Raw genomic sequence first — 19,122 nt, 5'->3', positions numbered from 1 at the left:
ACGTCACATTGTGATATTAAATTTTGTCTAGATGTTCAAGCAGACGATATAGAATAACAGATACCTGTGCGCGGGTTGATGTGGCCTTTGGAGCAAATTGATTGCCTGACATCCCTTTTACCAACCCATTCTCCACCGCAAAAGCTACTGCAGATTTCGCTTCATCCGAAATTTGATCTCCATCTTTGAAACTAATGGATGCCGGCCCTTGTTCCAACTCCAATGCGTCTGCGATCATCATGACCATTTTCTCACGGGTCAACTGATCCTGTGCACCCGCTTCTTTGCTTCGTGTTTCCCAATCGATACCCGTTCCAAATATACGGTCGAGTAGCGTTGCAAATTCTGCATGAGTAATGGTGCTATTAGGTGAAAATACACTTGCACTCATACCTTTGGCAATTTGCTGAGATGCAATAACTTCAATTTCATCTTTGGCCCAGTGGCCCGTAATATCTCCAAAAGTTACGTCATTTTCCACTGCAGCGTATGCCCCTTGCTCTGTAACACTGAACTCCAACTGCCCTTTTTGAGACACATTGGACAATGATGCAGGCTGCCATGCATCTTCTGTTGTTTGGTGGTAAGCAATGACTTTTCGTGGATCTTTCACAGACTTCGCATCATATTTCAAAGTAAGGGTAATGTTGTGCTTAAATGTTTCTGCATTATGATCGATGGACACAATTTGTGAAACAATGTTTACGTTCTGCTTTTCCGCTTGTTCATCTAATACATGCAGCTTCAGGCTAAATCCGCTGGACGTTATAAAATCCGTTAGAGAAGTAGCGGGAATGGACACATTAAACGTTTGACCTTCAATAATTAAGTTTTTGCCAGCCGCTTGAAGCTTATCAGCAATAGACTTACTTAATGTCAGTTCCACTTGACTGTATTTCTCGAACTCTATACCGGAAACATCCAACTTCACTTCTTGTCCATCACCCAGCAATTTCGTATTGATGACGGTTTCGGAGAGTGCCGCTGTGGCTTGTATAGTTCCGTCAGCATTCTTTTCAGATAAAGATGCATCACCAATAACTGTTGAAGCCGGTGCTGGTGTTGAGGACGATGAAGAGCTTGATCCCCCAGAAGATCCTGAACCAGTTCCTGGTGAGGGCGTGCCCGGATTAGGCACTTGCGGATCAGGATCTTTTTTTACAGTCAGAGAGGTTGAAGATGTTCCAATCAACCCTTGAAGATCTTCAATAGCGAATTCCACACTATATTTTCCTGCTGGCAATTCCCCTAGACTAATAGTAAATGAACCATCTGATTCTACCTCAAAACTTTCTTCTTTAATTTTCTTATCAGTTGAATCTATGACTGTATAGCCAGATTTCAGGGATTTGGTTACGTCAAGATCATAATCCCATCCACTTTTAAGAGCAGGAGCAACCGTTATATACAAATCCTCAACAGTTCCCATAAGAGAATCCTTACCCGTTTGCTGTATCTCCAGCTCTTCAGGCACTTTTACAACCGGGGCTTCTGTTTTCACCAAGAATGGAGGGGTATCTTCCCGATATGTCTTTCCATCAGTACCTCTAGATGTGATATCAACGGTATACAAGCCATCCGGAATAGCTGTCTCTTCCTCCGTTGTATAATCTACATATTGTCCGTCCCAGGCAAGTTTATATCTCGCATTTGCATTGAAGGTATAATTGGCACCATATATAGATCCAATATACCCATCCTGATAAAAACCACCATCCGGGTTAAGACCGTCAAAAATTTCAATAAGTGCGAAATTCATTGGGTTATGGAATTCCATAAATACATCGAGTGTATCCAGCGTGCCATCGGCCTTCAATGGATAATGGAACGGGTTCGTTTCATTGCCATACTTCGTTTCGATGTATTTGATGCCGGATTCTGTCAGATTGAAGTGAGCCACGTACGGCACACTATACGTTTTTGCTTCATGACTGAATTGGAGATATCCTTGGGCTTCTCCTACAGTAGTCACGCCTTTTGGCACCGTAATCGTCACCTGTACCTCTTCTTCTCCATTCAACGCAAAGGACGTTTTATCCACGGAAACCGATACGCCATTTACAGAACGTGTAGGGTTGACCGTTACGGAATATTCCCCGCCTACTCCTTTAAGCGACTGCACCTTGAGCGTTTTACTGACCGTTTTCTCGTCTGTGCTCAGGAAGTTGCCGAAAATGACGCTACCTGTAATGTTTTCCTTTTCGACTGCCTGGCCGCTCTCGGTATATTTCGTCACGTCCATGACTTTAACAAAAGTTTCAGGGTCAATCGTTTCCAGTGCTTGAATGCGGCCAGCGCCTTGATCGAATACGTCATATAGAGCTGTATCCAGCACTTTGGTATTGTTCATGAGAGCAACCTTAATATCAAAAGGAGTCCAGTCCGGATGCTTCTCAATGAGTAATGCAATCAGTCCTGCTACATGAGGAGTAGCCATACTCGTGCCTGTTTTGCGATCATAAGCCTGTGCATAATCTGCTCCAGGCTCATCCTTCCCGTAGGCAGGAATCGTAGACAAGATGCTTGTACCTGGGGCAACCACATCTGGCTTGATATCCAATGTTACTTTGGCAGGTCCGCGGGAGCTGGAGTCATACATGTCATCTCCAGGCGTTTGATCATGGACAAAATCACTGAAGCTTACTTCAACCAGTTCTCCCGCATCCAGCCGAGCCTTGATCCCTTCACCATCTTCTTTGGACATACTGAGTGTCGGAATAAGTTCAAAGTTATCACCCAAGCTTAGACCAATCAGACCTGGAAGATTGTTATACACAATGACGGCCACTGCGCCAGCCGCTTTCGCATTGGCTACCTTCTCCACAAATGCCAGCTCACCCCGCTGCACAAATGCAACTTTCCCTACAAAATTCTTGCCTTCGAAGTCGGTTGGTTTCCCGAGCCCGGCAAATTCAAGTTCATATTGCCCTATCAGAACATCTTCAGGATCTGCTGAAAGGTTCCAGCCTATCACGTCCAGACGATAGACTGATTCTGTGACAGTCAGTGGGTTTGGCTGTGTTACGGTTGGAGCTGCTGTTTCCTCTTCTTCTACAGGTGTAACTTCTTCTGTACTAGGATCAGTTGCATCCTGAGACGTCACGGTTTCAGCTTCATCTTGCTCTTCTAAAGGTAGTGCACCTTCACCTCGTGATACAGACTCTTCACTTATCACGTCTGCTTCAGGAGCATTTACAGATGAATCATCATCTGGAGTAGTCACCGGTACGCCTTGCTCTGGAATTGCAGGAGCTTCAGTCTCTGGCGCAATCCCCAGTTCAGGCAATTGTTCAACCTCAGGTACAGGCAGCTCTTCAGGTAGTGTGCCTTCACCATTTTCACCATTTTTACCATCTTCACCAATCCAAAAATGCGTGTTGGCCGTAATGATCTGACTAGGTCCTGTGGAGTTACCTACAGTGATAGCCATGGCCGATGCCCCTGGAGAACCCAATGTATAACGATTTGGACCTTCATTACCACTTGCTACAACTGCAGTAACACCCGACAGCATGGCATTGTTGAGCGCAACCGAAGTAATGTAACTTGGATCATTTGCATCATTACCCAGCGAGAGGTTGATGACATCCATACCATCTTTAACCGAGCGATCAATTCCGCCAAGCACCCACGATGTTTGCCCGCTACCATATGCTCCAAGTACACGATAAGCATAGATATCGGCTTCGGGAGCAATACCAACAACACCGTAATCTCCAGCCTCGCGAGCAGCGATGGTGCCCGCTACGTGAGTACCGTGGGATGTGTAGTAGGAACTTCCGTTTGCATTAAACTCCGGCTGTTCAGACACTTTCCACTCCTCACGTGTTGTTTCATAAGGATCATCATCGTTTTCAACAAAATCCCAACCACCCTTGTAAGCATCTTTCAGATTCGGGTGCTCGTAATCGATTCCTGTATCAATAACACCGACTTTGATGCCTTCCCCTTTGTATCCCAAATCCCATACTTCCGGGGCACCAATAAACGGCGCTGTATCTTTCATATAGGGATTAACTTCATCGTTCTCCGGAGCTAACGTAATTTCGAGGTCAGGATATACACTGACTACGCCTGGTATGCGAAGCAATTGCCCCATTTGATTTCCATCCACTTCAATGGCCACACCGTTTAGGGCATATGCGTAATTTTCCAACACTTCATGGTTGATTTTGTTCTGAGTGAGGCTATGTACAAATGACTGTTGTTGTTGTTCAACCTTAGTCACAGCATTTGTTTCCATAGAGGAGGTAAAAGACTTTCCTGAGAGGGTTGATTCACCTTGCGCTACAGCTACAGGTTTGTTCGAGAGCTCAACGATAACTCTTGTACTCTCTCCACCTAGACCTTCCAGTCTCTGGTCCAAAAGTGGTTCTGCAGCAAGTTTTTCTTCCCGCTGGGCGAGAATTTCTTTCCACTGCTTGGCTTCAGCCTTGGTCAGCAAATTCCTATCAAGTAGTACATCTGTGGGAGCGGCTCCAGCCGCTGGCATGACGATGGAGAAAATCATGAGGACACTCAATAACATGGATATCAATCGTTTATTCAAGGCTATGCCCCTCCTTCTCAATATGAATACCTCACCAATCACTGGGGCCTTGCCCGATCAAGTACTGCAATACTTGTAATAACGTCACCATCCTATCCGCAAGAGGATTGACCCTTGGTAAATTATTCTACTAAAATACCATATATCCCTTCTAAATAATTACAATTATGATATAAAAATTACTTATATGGTTCTTGAGTAAGAGAGGGAGATAGGTTTGTATTTATCTGTCGATGGAGAATTTGAAATTTAAAATAGTCCATAGGAAAAAAGACCATATTCCTCTTTCCCCAAAAGAGAATCATGGTCTTTGAAAGACATCATATTTTACAGGTGGAGTTTATCAGATATTCATTTAACAAACAGATTTCATTATTCTTTCAACTTTCCGGCTTTACAGCCTCCACACGCAAACGCTTATAATCGGCATAGATCGCATCGTCTTTCCAGAGCTTTGGTACAACTACTTTACTCGTTTCCAGACAGACTTCCTGGATCTGTTCCTTACTTAAACCCGCAAAATAGTCTCCTCCAAAATGAGTTAACCACCTCTCAATACCCTGTTCCCCATCTTGAAGTTGGGTAGGACGGTCATAGTGGTAGGCCTGTCGAACCAGGAACCCCTTTTCCTCCAAAATGGAGCTATACTCTCCAATTGTTGGAAAGTACCATGGATTGCGATCCGCTGCATCGATTCCTGTTTTTCGTTCAAGCACAGCCTCCAAAGCATTCACAATGGTCTGTACATTTCCCTTCCCACCGAACTCTGCTACCAGGCGCCCGCCAGGCTTCAGCGCATTCCATATACTTTCGATGACAAGGCCAGGACTTTTCATCCAGTGCAATGCAGCATTGGAGAAGATGGCATCATAAGGCCTGCTTGTCTGGAACCGATGTCCGTCTCCCTCCAGGAATTCGATATCCCGAAACTTCTCCCTCGCACGATGAATCATATCCGGAGATGCATCCATGCCAACCACCTCTGCTTGTGACATAGCAATTTCATGCGTCAAGTCACCCGTGCCGCAGCCCAAATCCAGAATGTATTCACCTTTTTGAGGTTGAAGCCAAGAGATTAAACTTTTGCCGTATCCTGATACAAAAGCCAATTGGTGATCGTACTCATCCGCCCGCCATTGGTTAATCGATTTCAATTATACCACCGTCCTTTCGTCTGATAGGATTATTGTGGCATAAATCCGTTTATTAATAAAATATATAAATACTATTCATTTTATAGGTAAAACCTATATCATTTTCAAATTCTTTCATCAGTCAACTGCCTCGATGATTGTAAGAAGCGGAAAATGGACCTGAACCCCCAGTTCTCCTGAATCTGATTGAGCGGTACATATCCGTCACATACACGATGAGAAGTGTCGCACCTTGAAGCGTTGTGCCTTCAGATTCTGCAATCCGTTTCATGTGCAGAAACGCCTGACCAATTTGCCTTTCCTCATCGGTTACAAGCTGGTTCGTACTCCCAGGAGGGAAACTCTCCTTGCAGTCGAGACTGCGAAGTAGTGCTATCGAAGACAATGCTTCGACGAACCGTTGGGGTTCTCATCCCCTGAACGTAAAAGAAGCTTCCCGAAGGAAGCTTCTTTTGAACGTCCCAGGAGGGATACTCTCCTTGCAGTCGAGACTGCGAAGTAGTGCTATCGAAGACAATGCTCCGACGAACCGTTGGGGTTCTCATCCCCTGAACGTAAAAGAAGCTTCCCGGAGGAAGCTTCTTTTGAACGTCCCAGGAGGGATTCGAACCCCCGACCGACGGCTTAGAAGGCCGTTGCTCTATCCTGCTGAGCTACTGAGACAAATATGTATAAATAAAAATTTGGCGCGATTTCTATTATACTCTGTTTTCTATATTTTTCAATACTTTTATAAAAAAAATAATAAACTGCATCCTGTTTCAATCTTTTACGTATTATTTTCATACGTTAGTCACCTAGGGAATATGATCATGATTAGCAGGCAATATTGATACTGCCGGGTCCTAAAGTCTAAGAGTGTTCAATGTCAGCCTGACTGGGTAATCTTTTGCATACATAACTATGAATGAATTCAACAAAGGAGAGAATTGTTATGAGACAGCTTTTATCGGCCTTATCCTATTTCAGTATTTTCTTCGCTCCTTTTCTGTTTCCGATCATTGTCTGGATCGTCGCACGAGACGCCTATATTGAGGGACATGCCAAACGAGCTTTGTTCTCCCACGTTTTCCCGTTTCTTGCCGCCATTCCAATGTTTTATTTCTTTATAACCGCCCAGAGCTTGGGCAGCGCCATCGGGTTTGTCATCCTGTTCTTTGTTATTTATGGATTAAGCTTTATATACAATGTGGTCAAAGGGATTCAAGTGCTTCGTGAATATGCGTAACTTCTTACACACTTTAAAAGTTTACATGCAAAAACCCGCCGTTCCTAAAAACGGCGGGTTTTTCATTCCGGGTTACTTGTTTCCCCGACGCCATGGATTTCTCTGCGTAGGACGCTTGCCGTTGATGGCAAGCATTTCCCCGGCAAACTCGGTATGATGCGCGTAAAGGTTTCCTTTGTTTTTCTTGAACTTGGAAGCCATTGCTATCACCTCCCCGGAACTTATATGTAGTATGCTCCGGGTTAACTCCGTTATCCATGCTGGGAATTGATTATTAAGCCTGACCAATTAAATAGCGTTGAAGGGTCGGACCGAGCAGACCAAACGCAAACAACTCACTTTGGAACCGTGCTTTGTCTTCTCCCGCTGTTACACCTTCACTGTTCTCAAATGCGGTTTCCGTTGCATCTTCAAAGGCCGTATGCATGTTGTTGTTATACCAGTCCAGAACGGCATCCGAATGGTTACGTACAATGCGAACCACTTCCATACTTCCAGGCTGAGTTGCCGCTACATATACTAATAAAGAAGGATCTCCTGCATTAGCGGGCTGTACCTCCACTTCAGCACAAGACAATCCATCCACCTCGGTTAATCTGCGGATCTTGGCATCCTGAATTGCATACATTGTTATCGCTCCTTATCATGTCATGTACTTTGTTCAATCTCTTGTCTTGTCTCAGGCGTTCCCAAACGATAAATTTCGTGATACACCTGCTGTAAGACAGCTTCATAAGCTCGGTTCACAGATTCTTCCGGTGTATCCGGCCACGGGAATACCATTCCTGGAAAAGCCTCTTCCTCTTTTTCCTGCATCAGATTAAGGAGCCCCAGTAAATGTTCCGCTTCCTGAGGTGTCGCCTGAATGACCCATTCATAGGCAGCTGCGTGCTGATCCTGCAAAACGGAACGCCCACCCACAGAGACATAATAGGTTGTTTTGTCCACTATCCATTCTCTCCTTCACAGGCATGCTGAGGCCGTTGTCCCTAGATATAGTTTCCGAAGAGGACAGACATTTTATGCCTGCTTTCGGCATATATTTGTTACGACTTCTGACGAAAATGACAACATTTGCTGGCTCCATGCCATGCAACACCACACGGGATCAACGACTCGACTAAGAAAGGATGAACAACCATGTGCGGTATAACCGGCTTCATACAATGGAATCGGGATTTGACCCAGGAATCGGAGCTGCTGGTCCGAATGACGGACAGTTTGTCGAACCGGGGGCCCGACGCTTCAGGTACATGGATCTCCAATCCTTGTGCATTTGGACATCGCCGGCTCAGCGTAATGGACCCGGAGAATGGCGCTCAACCCATGCATGCGTTACAGGGAGACACCTCCTATACCGTCGTGTATAACGGAGAACTATACAATGCACCCGAATTAAAAAAAGAACTGCTTCAGCGGGGGCACCATTTCCGTACACAATGTGATACGGAAGTTTTGCTGGCCTCTTATATCGAATGGGGACCGGCGTGTGTAGACCGTTTTAATGGCATTTTTGCTTTTGCCATCTGGGACGGGGGGCGTGAACAGGTCTTTATTGCACGTGACCGCCTTGGCGTCAAACCGTTATTCTATAGCAACGCCAAAGACGCTCTCGTATTTGGCTCGGAACCCAAATCCCTTTTGCTGCACCCGGATGTAGAGGCTGCTGTTGGTCCTGAGGGCCTGGCAGAAGTATTTATCGTAGGTCCGGCCAGAACGCCTGGACACGGAGTCTATTCTTCATTGAATGAACTCAAACCGGCACATGCGCTCATCTTTAACCGGAACGGGATCCGAACCTATGCGTATTGGAAGTTGGAAAGTCGCCCGCATGAGCATGACCTGGATGAGACAGCTGCCGAAGTCCGGCGTTTGTTGCAGGATACACTTGAACGCCAGCTGGCGTCCGATGTTCCGGTCTGTTCCCTCCTATCAGGTGGGCTCGACTCCAGTGCTCTGTCCGCACTGGCGGTAGACTATTACAACCGCACGGGTCAGGGCCAAGTCAGTACGTATTCCGTCGATTATGTCGATAATGCGAAGCATTTCCAGGCTCACTCGTTCCAGCCCGGTGCTGATGGCCCCTGGATCCAGCGTATGGTAGATGAGCTCAAGACTGACCATCACTGGATTGAGATCGAGAATGGTGAACTGGTTCATGCCTTGAATCAGGCGATGATCGTACGGGATTTGCCGGGGATGGCTGATGTCGATTCCTCTCTCTACCTGTTCTGTAAAGAAATCAAAAAAGGGGCGACCGTCGCCATCTCGGGAGAGGCAGCAGATGAAGTGTTTGGAGGATATCCCTGGTTCCATCGGGATGAAATGCTGAATTCCGGAACGTTCCCCTGGTCGGTAGCGCCCGACATGCGCGCAGGGCTGTTGTCGCCGGATGTTCGGGAATGGATCAGACCGCTGGACTATCTTGCCGACCGGTATTCAGATGCTGTAGCAGAGACTCCTTTACTGGATGGTGAAACCGGAAAAGCAGCACAAATGCGTGTCATGTCTTACCTGAACATCACCCGGTTTATGCCTACTTTGCTGGATCGTAAGGATAGGATGAGTATGGGTGCAGGGCTCGAGGTTCGAGTACCTTACTGTGATCACCGCCTGATCCAATATGTGTTTAACATTCCCTGGGAAATGAAAATAACGGGCGGCCGTGAGAAGGGCATCTTGCGAAAAGCGTTGGAGGGTGTGCTGCCTGACGATGTCTTATATCGTAAAAAAAGTCCGTATCCCAAAACACATAATCCGCAGTATTTGGCTGCTGTTAAGCAGCAGGTACTGGATATTCTTGATGATGCGACTTCACCGATTCTACCCCTGATTGACAAGGATCAGATTCGCAAACTCGCTTCTTCACCTGATGCTTCCTCCAATCTTCCCTGGTTTGGGCAGCTCATGTCTGGGCCACAGTTATTCGCTTATTTGACACAAATTAACTCATGGTTACGCACGTACAAGGTTGCCATTCGTTAAAACAACGTTTTCCATTTCGATTCGAATAAAGGGGTGCCCGGTGAACAGCATTTAATGCATTCACCGGGCACCCCTTTAAATATAAATATAGAGTTCCCATCTACTTCCAACATCATGTTCATATTAATCAATCGTCATTTAATCCCCCCCCAAAAAACCAGGAGAATTATCGATTCAGCACAACCGATTGAGGATTCCGTTCAAGCAAGCCATTGCCATAAATTTCTCTAAACGGAGAGTCCAGCATATGCACATATCCGATGTAGCAGCCGCACTTTTTCATCCTGCAGGGCCGATCAGCGGATAACTTCTCCAGACCATCACGGTACAAATGGCCAATGATCCGGCGATCCTTGTAACACCTTTTTACATGCCCCGATCCTTGCACATAAAATACTTCCGATCCGGCCGCACAGCCTTTGCCATAACTCTCGTAATCCTGCAGATTGCCTTCAAACAGCGGGTCGATGGATCGCAAATACTCAACCTCTTCTGCCGTGTAATATTTGGGTTTATCCTTGAATGCATTGATCCACATGTACACATCGTCTGGCAAAGCTTTTCTCATGGATTGGATTGCAGGGAAGGCACTGCGAAGCCCAACTGTGCCCACACTGAAATTAAGGCCCATTTCACGTAAAGTAAGGCACTGCTTCACAAAAGAGGATTCTTTGGTCTCACGCGGGTGATATGTTGCCCAGAAGGCAGCTGTTCCGGAATTCAGTTCACGAGCCCAATCCAGCTTCACGGACAGGTTGGTCTGCACAGCGACCTTATTTACATGAGGCATATGTGACAGTTCAACCATGGCTTCCCTGTACCAACGCCGGACCAGAGCCTCTCCATACGGATTGAAGAAAATGGACAACTGATGTCCAGCAACTTCCTGGGCCTTCACCCAATTCACAAATTGACGCAACTGCTGTTCGTCGGTTTCCAGTGTCTCCTTGGAATCCACGGTTTTGCTAAATGGACAATAGGGACAGTCGTAATTGCAGGACGACAGCTTTCCCCGATAATACAAGGTTGCTCTCATGAGAACACAAACCCTTCCATTTGTTCACGAATCTCGGCGGATATCAACCAATCACCTATCGCATCAGAGTATCCCAGCCCCTCTTCAGTCAAACGCAGAATCTGGCGTCCATCCTCCTGCTTGATCCGTGCCATTCCCTCTGTCAGCAGTTCGGCCAGCCAAACATAATCTGACATAACTTCACTTCCGAATCGCTGAAGATAATCTGCTAAAGTCAGGCCTTCCCGATGCAGCAGTGCCTTTAAAATAAATCTGCGTTTTTGTTCTTCTCTGCTCAGTACAATGCCGTAGTCAGCCACATCATACCGCTCGGTTGCCACATAATCCGCGATAATGCTCTGAGTAGCTTTATAGCTTACTCCGTATTTTGAAGCATAGTGCACTTCGCTGGTGTACGAACGGGCGCCGCATCCCAGGCCAACCATGCCTTCTTCCTGACAGCTGTAGGGGAGAAGGTCTTTGCTTGCCGGAGAAGATGACTCCTTCGCAAATCTGCGCATGGAATACTGAACATAGCCACGACTTTTTAGCATATCACGGGCGGCAGTGTAGAGCTGCATGCGGATATCCGGCCCCTGTCGCTGAATGTCTTCCGGCTTCACGATGGTATTCTCGCGGGTATAGAGCGGATAAATGAAAATTTCCCCGGGTTCATAAGATAGAGCACGCTCGAGCGAGTACAGCCACGATTTCACCGTTTGTCCCGGCAAACCGTAGATCAAATCCAGATTCAACAAAGGAAAGTTGTATCGGGTCAGCTTCTCAAGTGCGCGCTCCACTTCCTGTGGTTTCTGGGGGCGGTAAATCGCTGCAGCTTCCGCTTCGATAAAGCTCTGAATCCCCATGCTGACACGGTCCACGCTACGTTCCTTCAACAACGTGAGCTTGGCTTCGGTCACCGTGTCGGGTGATGTCTCCACCGAAATGGAAGCGTGTGTGGGATCAAGTCCCATGACATTTTCCGCAATGTCAAACAACCGATTCAACTGAATTTCATTCAGCAATGTTGGCGTCCCGCCACCTATGGCAAACCTGGAATATGGTCTGCGCGACGTAATAGGCGCCCACTGCTTCGCCTGCCGTTCCAGTGCATCCACATAACGTTCATGCGTATCGTCACGCCGATCAGGCAAAGTGAACAAGTTGCAAAATCCGCAGCGGGCAGCGCAAAACGGAATATGCATATATAAAAAATACGTATCCGTGTTCTCCCGTTCCCACAATGGCCCCAGGGGCAGCGGAGGCTCCAACTCCCGATACGCCGTCTTATGAGGATAAGAGTATAGATAAGAGCGATAGGGTGAAGACAGTACTTCTCTCAGACCTGTAATCGTATTGGATCCGGACGCTGCGGAATGACCTGTTGTTGTGTTTTGAGATTGATTATCCATCGGTTTCCTCCCTGTCTCCGGTTGTTGTCGTTAACGATAAAATAAAACCACTTCTGTCTATAAAATAAATTCACGATAGGGCACATTCCAGACGACTTCATGTGCCAGCCTGTGCCCATGGTACCCATCTTCACCATAAGCCGTCCCATGATCGGAAAACGCAAGACAGAACGTTGGCCGCGAGCGCTGCCGCATGGCATCAAACAATGGACCAAGGGCTTGATCCACGTACCGAAGTGCGGCCCGTTGAGTCTGAACGGAGTCCTCTCTTGCCCCTTCCACGAAGTAACGATTGGGACCATGGATAGCGGACACATTCAAAAAAAGAAATACTTTCTCATCCTGCGGTATCTGATCAAGCAGCTTCAATGCATGCTGAACCTGATGCTCTGTCGAGCGAGGGTTCGTTACCCCGAAGTTCATTCGCCAATAACTCTGCTGAAAGTAACCAGGCAGCACTTTGGCAAGCGGATTTTTTTTCGTGAAAAAGATGACCCCACCAATACAGATCGTACGATATCCTTCCTCCGCCAGACCGGATACGATATCCGGTGTATCAAACAGCCAGGTATGCGGATGAGTCTTCAATCCGGTATTTCGTGAATGAAACAGTCGGACATGAGAGGCTTTGTCCGTATTCGCAGGCGTAGGCATGAACCCGCCAAAAAAGGCATGATGTGCCACATATGTAAAACTTCCTGGCGTATGGCGTTTCTCCCAGGAGCCCGAACCACACAGATTGGGACAATTCGGTTCCTCCAGCTTCGCTGCGTCATACCTTAACGTATCCAGGGTAATCATTAACAGATCATGGGAGCCCACAATGGTGTTCATATCAGGCATGTTCGTAAGGCTCCTTTCGCAGAATGTCCATCTCCCATTCATATGTTCCAAGCCCGTTGTGCTGTACGTGGTACAACAGATCGCCGAACGGATTCACATCGAGAACATAAGCATGCGGTTTGTCCCCTCCACTAAGCATTACATCAATACCGGCAGACCATGAGTTTGGAAAAGCAGCCATAGCTCTTAGAGCAGCGGTTTGAACCAGGCCCAGCTTTTGCTCATCCAGCCCTGCTTCTACAGGCAGCATTCGCTCATTGCGTAAATGCAGATTGGTTATGGGTGTATGACTTAACCGCATGATTGAATGACCTGCATGTCCACCAACTACAAGTTGACGTATATCAAATACGCGCGAACCATGGGAAGCCTTGGCCATCCAGCGTTCAATCTGAGCACCTTCAGCACATAACCAGTCGAGCAGTGGCTTAATTTCCTCCCTGCGGGTATATCTCTGCATGCGGCCTTCATTGTAAAAAACAGGCTTGCCCTCAATATGTTCCATTCCTACTGTGGTCAGAGCAATCTCCGCGCCTGTTCGCGGGTTGAACTGATAAGCAACAACACCGGATGCCGCTGAGCCACAAGCAAGCTTAACAAACACTCTGTGCAAGCCTGCGGCCTGCATGGCAGCGCGCAATTCCGAATAACTCAATATCTGTCCTGATGATTGCAGGACAGGAGGGACATCCACACCGTGGGCAGATAGATGCTGCTGACACTTTCTTTTGTCAAACATGATGGCAATATCTTCGGGATCGTTCAGGAACTTGGCAGAAGGCCAGAATTCATTCACTTCCCGTCCGATTCGCTCCAGACATGTTCTCCAGCCATTAAACCACTGGGCCGGTGCATAGATGCGTCCCCAATCCTGCTGCAGATCAAGCGCCTGCTCGGCAGGAATCCGCTCTTTTCTGCCTAAATAAAAGGAAGGCTCGTATTCTTCCGCACCGAGCGATAGCAATCCACGCTCCACGTCCCACTGCTCTCCTGGGGCATCAATTCGAACCAGGGGTGCATCTTGCGATGGTGGTGCATCCCCGGCTGTAACCTTTTTCTGGATTACTTCTGCCAGGGTTGCACCCTGTCTCCAGGTCTTGAGCAAGTCGGCATAGGGAAGCATCACAGCTGGCTTCAAGCCACATTGCTGCCTTGCCTGCTGCAGTCCCTTGGTTCTGCGGTTATCCGGGTTTCCAATCAACCAAAACGGTCGCTCCCCGTCCATGCCATTGACTTGAGTTTGCTGTCCGTGAACCATCTTGTCTTTAGTAATGCCTGGCATTCCTTATTCCGTTAGTGACGGATAACGCCAGTCATCTTCGTCACTCTCTTGCTGATCACTGACATCCACAGAAATGCCTGAGCGTTTCCAGCGAATAAGCATTTCGTCCGTCATGTAGTGGTAACTGAGATCAAGATGCTTCAATGTTTTGATCTTGTCGCTGGCGAGCAATGCCTCGGCCCCTTCATCCGACAAGGTCCCTTGGGAAAGATCCAGTACTTCCAGCTGATCCACGATGGGAGCCTGCGCCACAGCTTTGGCAATTTCATCTTGAATTTCACTGTCTTTCAGGCCAAGATACACAAGTTTAGGGAAGCGGCCCTGTTCCAGCAAGGGAAGCACATCTTCGAGTGAACCGTCAAAGCCATAATCATCCACACCCAGATATAGTTCAAGCTTGCGCAGTTCAGGCAATTGAGCATGGCTAATCGAAGCTAATACTTCTTGCGGCAGCCCTCCGCAGATAATAACCAGCTCTTCAAGTTTGGCATGCTGCAGAGGTTCGAGAACCAATCCGCTGCTTCCTTTAACCGAAAATGACTTCAATTCAGGAAAAGCGTTCAATAGTGGCGTCAGATCGGTCTGAATAATCCAGGATACCTCGCACTCTTCAAAACCCATATCTCCAATAAACAGCTTTTTCAACGAAGGGAAGCTTGGTGCCAGCTCAATGAGAGTTCCCATAAAATCGTCCGGCGAATTTTCGTAAGCTTGTCCCCAGTCTCCAATGATCAGACTCTCCAGTGAACCTGCCTCTGGTTTGGCTGCTAATTCCTTGATTAAATTCTCCATACGGACATCGTTCTCATAGTCATCGTAAGACACTGTAAGTTTCACTTCCTGCATGCGTTAATCCCCTCCGCTTGAGTTCATTCTTGAGTCGTTACCATGAATGTTAACCCATACGGTACAAGGCTTGCAACTTCTTCCAACTCCGGTCCCAAGCTGATTCTCAAACGCGCAATCGTAATATGTGGCCATCTAGGAATAGGAACATATGTTCCGAATAGAGTTAGTAAAAACACGGGATGGATGGTAGGTCTATCGATGGATTTGCATCTCACTCTGTCGCTATCATTCTTTTCGAAAATAAAAAAAGCGTTAATAGAAGGAGAGCATTCCGCAAGAATGGCGCTTTCCTTCCATTAACACTTTACTATTTGAAGCTGCTATATCCGATTCAAGACGCTCCTGTTAACTACGATTCATCCTTCAAGTTTGGATACAAGCGCCCGCAGTGCATGGCCACGATGACTTATCGCCTGCTTTTGCTCCAGCGTAAGCTCGGCCATCGTCATCTCGTATTCAGGCACATAGAAAAGAGGATCATATCCAAAACCGCCACCCCCGGCAGCCTCGCTTGTAATCCAACCTTCCGCTGTACCTTCCGCTTCAAACTTTTCCCCCGATACCGGGTCATACAGGACCAATGCACATACAAAGCGTGCCGGACTGAGCAATGGCTGTTCAGTATCCTCACCGGATTTTATGGATTCAAGCGTTCGAAGCAGCTTGGCATTATTCAGGGCATCCGTTGCTCCTTCGCCAGCATATCTTGCCGAGTACACGCCCGGCTCTCCATCCAGCAAGTCCACACAAAGTCCGGAATCATCGGCGAGTACTGGAAGGCCAAGCGCATCCCCTACGGCCTTGGCTTTCTTCCATGCATTCTCGGCAAAGGTTACCCCATCCTCCACGACATCCGGCAGTTCGGGATAGTCAAACATGCTTTTGACCTCTTTGCCAAGTGGGGCAAATGCATGGGCAAACTCCCTTACTTTCCCCTGATTCCGGGTTGCAACAATAATGATTGGGCTATCCAGACGCATCTTAGGCTTCTCCTAATCCACTAGCGCCGATCTTGAGCGCAATCGGACCAAGCACTTCTTTTTGCCGCTCGATCATCTCCAGGATTCCCTGTTCACCCAGCTCCAGCATGGCATTCAGCTCACGGCGGTCAAACGGGGCCTCTTCCCCTGTTCCCTGCAGCTCCACATATTTCCCGCCACCTGTCATCACCAGGTTCATATCCACCTTCGCTTTGGAATCCTCATCATAGTTGAGATCCAGAACAGGCTGTTCTCCAACTACACCAACACTTACAGCTGCAATGAAATCCGTGATGGGGAATGTTTGCAGGCGATGCTGCTGGGCAATTTTGTTCACAGCCAGCGCCAGCGCCACAAACGAACCGGTAATGGACGTTGTACGTGTGCCTCCGTCCGCCTGAATGACATCACAATCCAGGGTAATGGTCCGCTCGCCAAGGGCCTGCAAGTTAACAACAGAGCGCAACGCACGGCCGATCAGACGCTGAATTTCCATGGTGCGCCCAGTCAATTTCCCGCGATTGGCTTCGCGCTGATTACGGGTATGGGTTGCACGGGGCAGCATGGAGTATTCAGCGGTAACCCAGCCTTTTCCCTGACCTTTCATGAAGGGAGGAACACGTTCCTCTACCGTTGCTGTACAAATAACCTTCGTATCTCCGACTTCAATCAGTACAGAACCTTCGGCGTATTTATTTGTGTTAATTGTTAAATTCATCGGCCGCAGCTGTTCGCTGGTTCGTCCGTTAGATCTCATCATTTCTGCCTCCTACGACTTAAGCATCCTGTAATTGTTGAACTGATTCACACTTACTAATCCCTTCTATTTTACCAAAGAGTCACCTTAAAAGCATCTATCCGCCAAAGAGTGCTGCTGCAAGCATCTATCCACCAAGGACTTCTGTTAACATTCCCCGGCGTTGTCTGGATCTTAAATTGGAATTTCGTTGATATATTCAGGTTTGGAGACCGGCGCACTATAATCCCGGTTATCATCACCCATCACCGTTTTTTGACCGTTCCACTCGATTTGGACTTTGGCATCCTTGCTTGCCGTGTTCTCTGTGGTAGTCAAGACGACCGATTGCAGCAGCTCACTTGGCACGACATCTCCTTCAACGAACATATCGTCTTTGAGTGCGACCGTAACCGTTCCATCCTCAGCCGTTTTAACGGATTGCAGCTCCGTTCCACCTGTCATGACCTCTTCCAGCTCGCCGCCCTTGGCTGGCCCCTTAATCAGCTCATTCAGCGCCGCCTGCACCCGGTCCGTACCCGGTGTGACCAGACGCGTAACCGGAACGTAATATTGAATGCCTGCTGGCGAAGCTGCCGAGAAATACACGGTTACCGGACTGCTGTTGGTCGTGAATGTATCCCCCAGATCCAGATTGATGCCTACCGCCCGGTTAAGCGGTTCAGGCAGCGGTGTACTGTTGACCGGCATTTGTGTCAGCTTTTTGCCATCTACCCAGATCTGCACGTTCTCCACATCCGGTGTGCCTGTCAATGTCCATGTTACAGCTTCCAGCATTTTGCGCTCATCCTTGGCATCGTATTTGGCAAAATTACCGGAGAACTCTACAACAGCCAGTTTGTCATCCGGATGTACGGTTACATTCTGCACCACGGTCCCTTGCGGGAGAACGCCTTGGAATCCTTCAGGCAGCATACCTGCGTACTCGCCACCCGTTACGAGGGTATCCAGTGCGGTCTTCGGACTGCTAACATCCGACCCGGATGGAAGTGTCAATGATACCGGAGCAAGCAACCCTTGCTGATCCTGCAAATAAACCGTCGTGAGTGGAAGCGTTGCGAGTGTCCCATTGCCTTCGGCTGCCTGAATCATGGCTGCTTCCTGGATGGGCGGCGGCGGATCAATCGCCTCGGATGACTGTGCATTAAACATGCCGCAGCCGGACAGTACCATAGGAATGCTCAGCAGCGCAGCTGCCGATGCCGTACGCATATATCGGATCTTACTCATGATTACGTTCCCCCTCATCATTTTTACAGTTTGTACTACCATGTATACGAGCCTCTGTCCAAAAAATAACTACTTTTTAAACAAGCTCCTGGTGTACCAAGCCGAAAACTGCTCTTGTTTCCGCCTTGAAGGTTACTGAACTAACTCAAAACGATATTGAAAGAAACGCAAAACGGTTAATTACGTATTAGGAAGCAAGAGTAGGGACATTGCTAACATCAGAGGAGGAATCGCCCATGGAACATCCTGAGCAAGAAAAAATCCCTTACAGCCTGAACAGCCGCAAAGTAGCGGACGCAACAAGGGAATGGCTGCATAAGCGGGGCGTCACGATCCCTGAGATCGCAGAATTGGTCATGTTATTGCAGAAAAAATACTATCCGGATCTTACGATGGAAGAATGTATCGATAATGTGGAGAAGGTTCTCCGCAAACGCGAGGTGCAGAACGCTGTTCTGACGGGCATTCAGCTTGATCTGCTGGCAGAGCAGGGTCAGCTCATTTCGCCTTTGCAGGAAATGATTGAGAATGATGAAGGGTTATATGGCGTGGATGAGATTCTCGCATTCTCCATCGTCAATGTATACGGCAGCATCGGATTCACGAATTACGGTTATGTAGACAAGCTTAAACCCGGTGTACTTGAGCGGCTGAATGATAAAAGCCTGGGACCTGTACATACGTTTCTGGACGATATCGTCGGGGCCATCGCATCAGCAGCAAGCAGCCGGATCGCGCACCGCAAACAGTCCGAGCTTGAAGAAGCATTGGGCGAGAAACCGGTCAGTGATGACGTCGTTTAAGCCACGTCTGGCACTCAGAAATGAGACATGTCTGT

At 47.8% G+C, this 19,122-nt stretch carries 16 protein-coding genes and 1 tRNA gene; 3 read left to right on the top strand and 14 right to left on the bottom strand.

Annotated features, from left to right (window positions below; genetic code table 11):
* Positions 1-16: 16 nt before the first annotated feature.
* From AAIH57_RS27705 to AAIH57_RS27695, 3 genes are all read right to left on the bottom strand, one after another.
* Entirely contained in the window at positions 17-4,549 is a 4,533-nt protein-coding gene (locus tag AAIH57_RS27705; RefSeq protein ID WP_430023765.1) for a S8 family serine peptidase, read from the bottom strand.
* 380 nt (positions 4,550-4,929) lie between these two features.
* The gene (locus tag AAIH57_RS27700; protein WP_430023764.1) at positions 4,930-5,703 is read right to left on the bottom strand and encodes a class I SAM-dependent methyltransferase; all 774 of its coding nucleotides are present in this window, start codon (positions 5,701-5,703) and stop codon (positions 4,930-4,932) included.
* A gap of 589 nt (positions 5,704-6,292) precedes the next feature.
* Positions 6,293-6,366, bottom strand: a tRNA-Arg gene (locus tag AAIH57_RS27695).
* Between the two features lie 271 nt (positions 6,367-6,637).
* Here AAIH57_RS27695 and AAIH57_RS27690 point away from each other — a divergent pair.
* Positions 6,638-6,931 carry a DUF4870 domain-containing protein gene (locus AAIH57_RS27690; RefSeq protein ID WP_175394415.1) on the top strand — a complete coding sequence of 98 codons (294 nt, stop codon included), beginning with the start codon at positions 6,638-6,640 and terminating at the stop codon, positions 6,929-6,931.
* A 72-nt stretch (positions 6,932-7,003) separates the two neighbouring features.
* Here the strand turns inward: AAIH57_RS27690 and AAIH57_RS27685 are convergent, their stop codons facing one another.
* From AAIH57_RS27685 to AAIH57_RS27675, 3 genes are all read right to left on the bottom strand, one after another.
* Positions 7,004-7,132 carry a hypothetical protein gene (locus tag AAIH57_RS27685; RefSeq protein WP_281366003.1) on the bottom strand — a complete coding sequence of 43 codons (129 nt, stop codon included), beginning with the start codon at positions 7,130-7,132 and terminating at the stop codon, positions 7,004-7,006.
* Between the two features lie 73 nt (positions 7,133-7,205).
* Entirely contained in the window at positions 7,206-7,559 is a 354-nt protein-coding gene (locus AAIH57_RS27680; protein WP_175394416.1) for a hypothetical protein, read from the bottom strand.
* Positions 7,560-7,579: 20 nt separating this feature from the next.
* Positions 7,580-7,879, bottom strand: coding sequence for a hypothetical protein (locus AAIH57_RS27675; RefSeq protein ID WP_175394417.1), 300 nt, complete (start codon positions 7,877-7,879; stop codon positions 7,580-7,582).
* 192 nt (positions 7,880-8,071) lie between these two features.
* Between AAIH57_RS27675 and asnB the strand changes: the two genes are divergently transcribed.
* Positions 8,072-9,916: an asparagine synthase (glutamine-hydrolyzing) gene (gene asnB / locus AAIH57_RS27670; RefSeq protein ID WP_175394418.1), complete on the top strand. Its 1,845-nt coding sequence runs from the start codon at positions 8,072-8,074 to the stop codon at positions 9,914-9,916.
* A gap of 166 nt (positions 9,917-10,082) precedes the next feature.
* On the opposite strand, the gene AAIH57_RS27665 is transcribed toward asnB, so the two are convergent.
* From AAIH57_RS27665 to AAIH57_RS27630, 8 genes are all read right to left on the bottom strand, one after another.
* Entirely contained in the window at positions 10,083-10,952 is an 870-nt protein-coding gene (locus tag AAIH57_RS27665) for an STM4011 family radical SAM protein (protein WP_175394419.1), read from the bottom strand.
* Positions 10,949-12,343, bottom strand: a complete 1,395-nt coding sequence (locus AAIH57_RS27660) for an STM4012 family radical SAM protein (protein WP_175394420.1) — start codon at positions 12,341-12,343, stop codon at positions 10,949-10,951. The genes AAIH57_RS27665 and AAIH57_RS27660 overlap by 4 nt, the downstream gene beginning before the upstream one ends.
* A 57-nt stretch (positions 12,344-12,400) precedes the next feature.
* Positions 12,401-13,186, bottom strand: a complete 786-nt coding sequence (locus AAIH57_RS27655) for an STM4013/SEN3800 family hydrolase (protein WP_430023763.1) — start codon at positions 13,184-13,186, stop codon at positions 12,401-12,403.
* On the bottom strand, positions 13,179-14,468 hold the full coding sequence (locus tag AAIH57_RS27650) for an STM4014 family protein (RefSeq protein WP_430023762.1): 1,290 nt from the start codon (positions 14,466-14,468) through the stop codon (positions 13,179-13,181). Before AAIH57_RS27650 ends, AAIH57_RS27655 begins: the two co-directional genes overlap by 8 nt.
* Before the next feature lie 3 nt (positions 14,469-14,471).
* Positions 14,472-15,314: an STM4015 family protein gene (locus AAIH57_RS27645; RefSeq protein ID WP_430023761.1), complete on the bottom strand. Its 843-nt coding sequence runs from the start codon at positions 15,312-15,314 to the stop codon at positions 14,472-14,474.
* Between the two features lie 359 nt (positions 15,315-15,673).
* On the bottom strand, positions 15,674-16,297 hold the full coding sequence (locus tag AAIH57_RS27640) for an XTP/dITP diphosphatase (protein WP_175394423.1): 624 nt from the start codon (positions 16,295-16,297) through the stop codon (positions 15,674-15,676).
* Position 16,298: 1 nt separating this feature from the next.
* Positions 16,299-17,057, bottom strand: coding sequence for a ribonuclease PH (rph, locus tag AAIH57_RS27635; RefSeq protein WP_095293274.1), 759 nt, complete (start codon positions 17,055-17,057; stop codon positions 16,299-16,301).
* 171 nt (positions 17,058-17,228) lie between these two features.
* Positions 17,229-18,284, bottom strand: coding sequence for a GerMN domain-containing protein (locus tag AAIH57_RS27630; protein ID WP_175394424.1), 1,056 nt, complete (start codon positions 18,282-18,284; stop codon positions 17,229-17,231).
* 236 nt (positions 18,285-18,520) lie between these two features.
* On the opposite strand from AAIH57_RS27630, the gene AAIH57_RS27625 reads away from it, so the two are divergent.
* Entirely contained in the window at positions 18,521-19,087 is a 567-nt protein-coding gene (locus AAIH57_RS27625; protein WP_175394425.1) for a phosphatidylglycerophosphatase A family protein, read from the top strand.
* The last annotated feature ends 35 nt before the right edge of the window (positions 19,088-19,122 follow it).

Origin of the sequence: Paenibacillus sp. MABNR03, from assembly GCF_050455445.1 — a bacterium.
Taxonomy (GTDB): domain Bacteria; phylum Bacillota; class Bacilli; order Paenibacillales; family Paenibacillaceae; genus Paenibacillus; species Paenibacillus xylanilyticus.
Note: the sequence above shows the minus strand (reverse complement) of the source record. Positions and strands in the feature narration are given on the sequence as shown.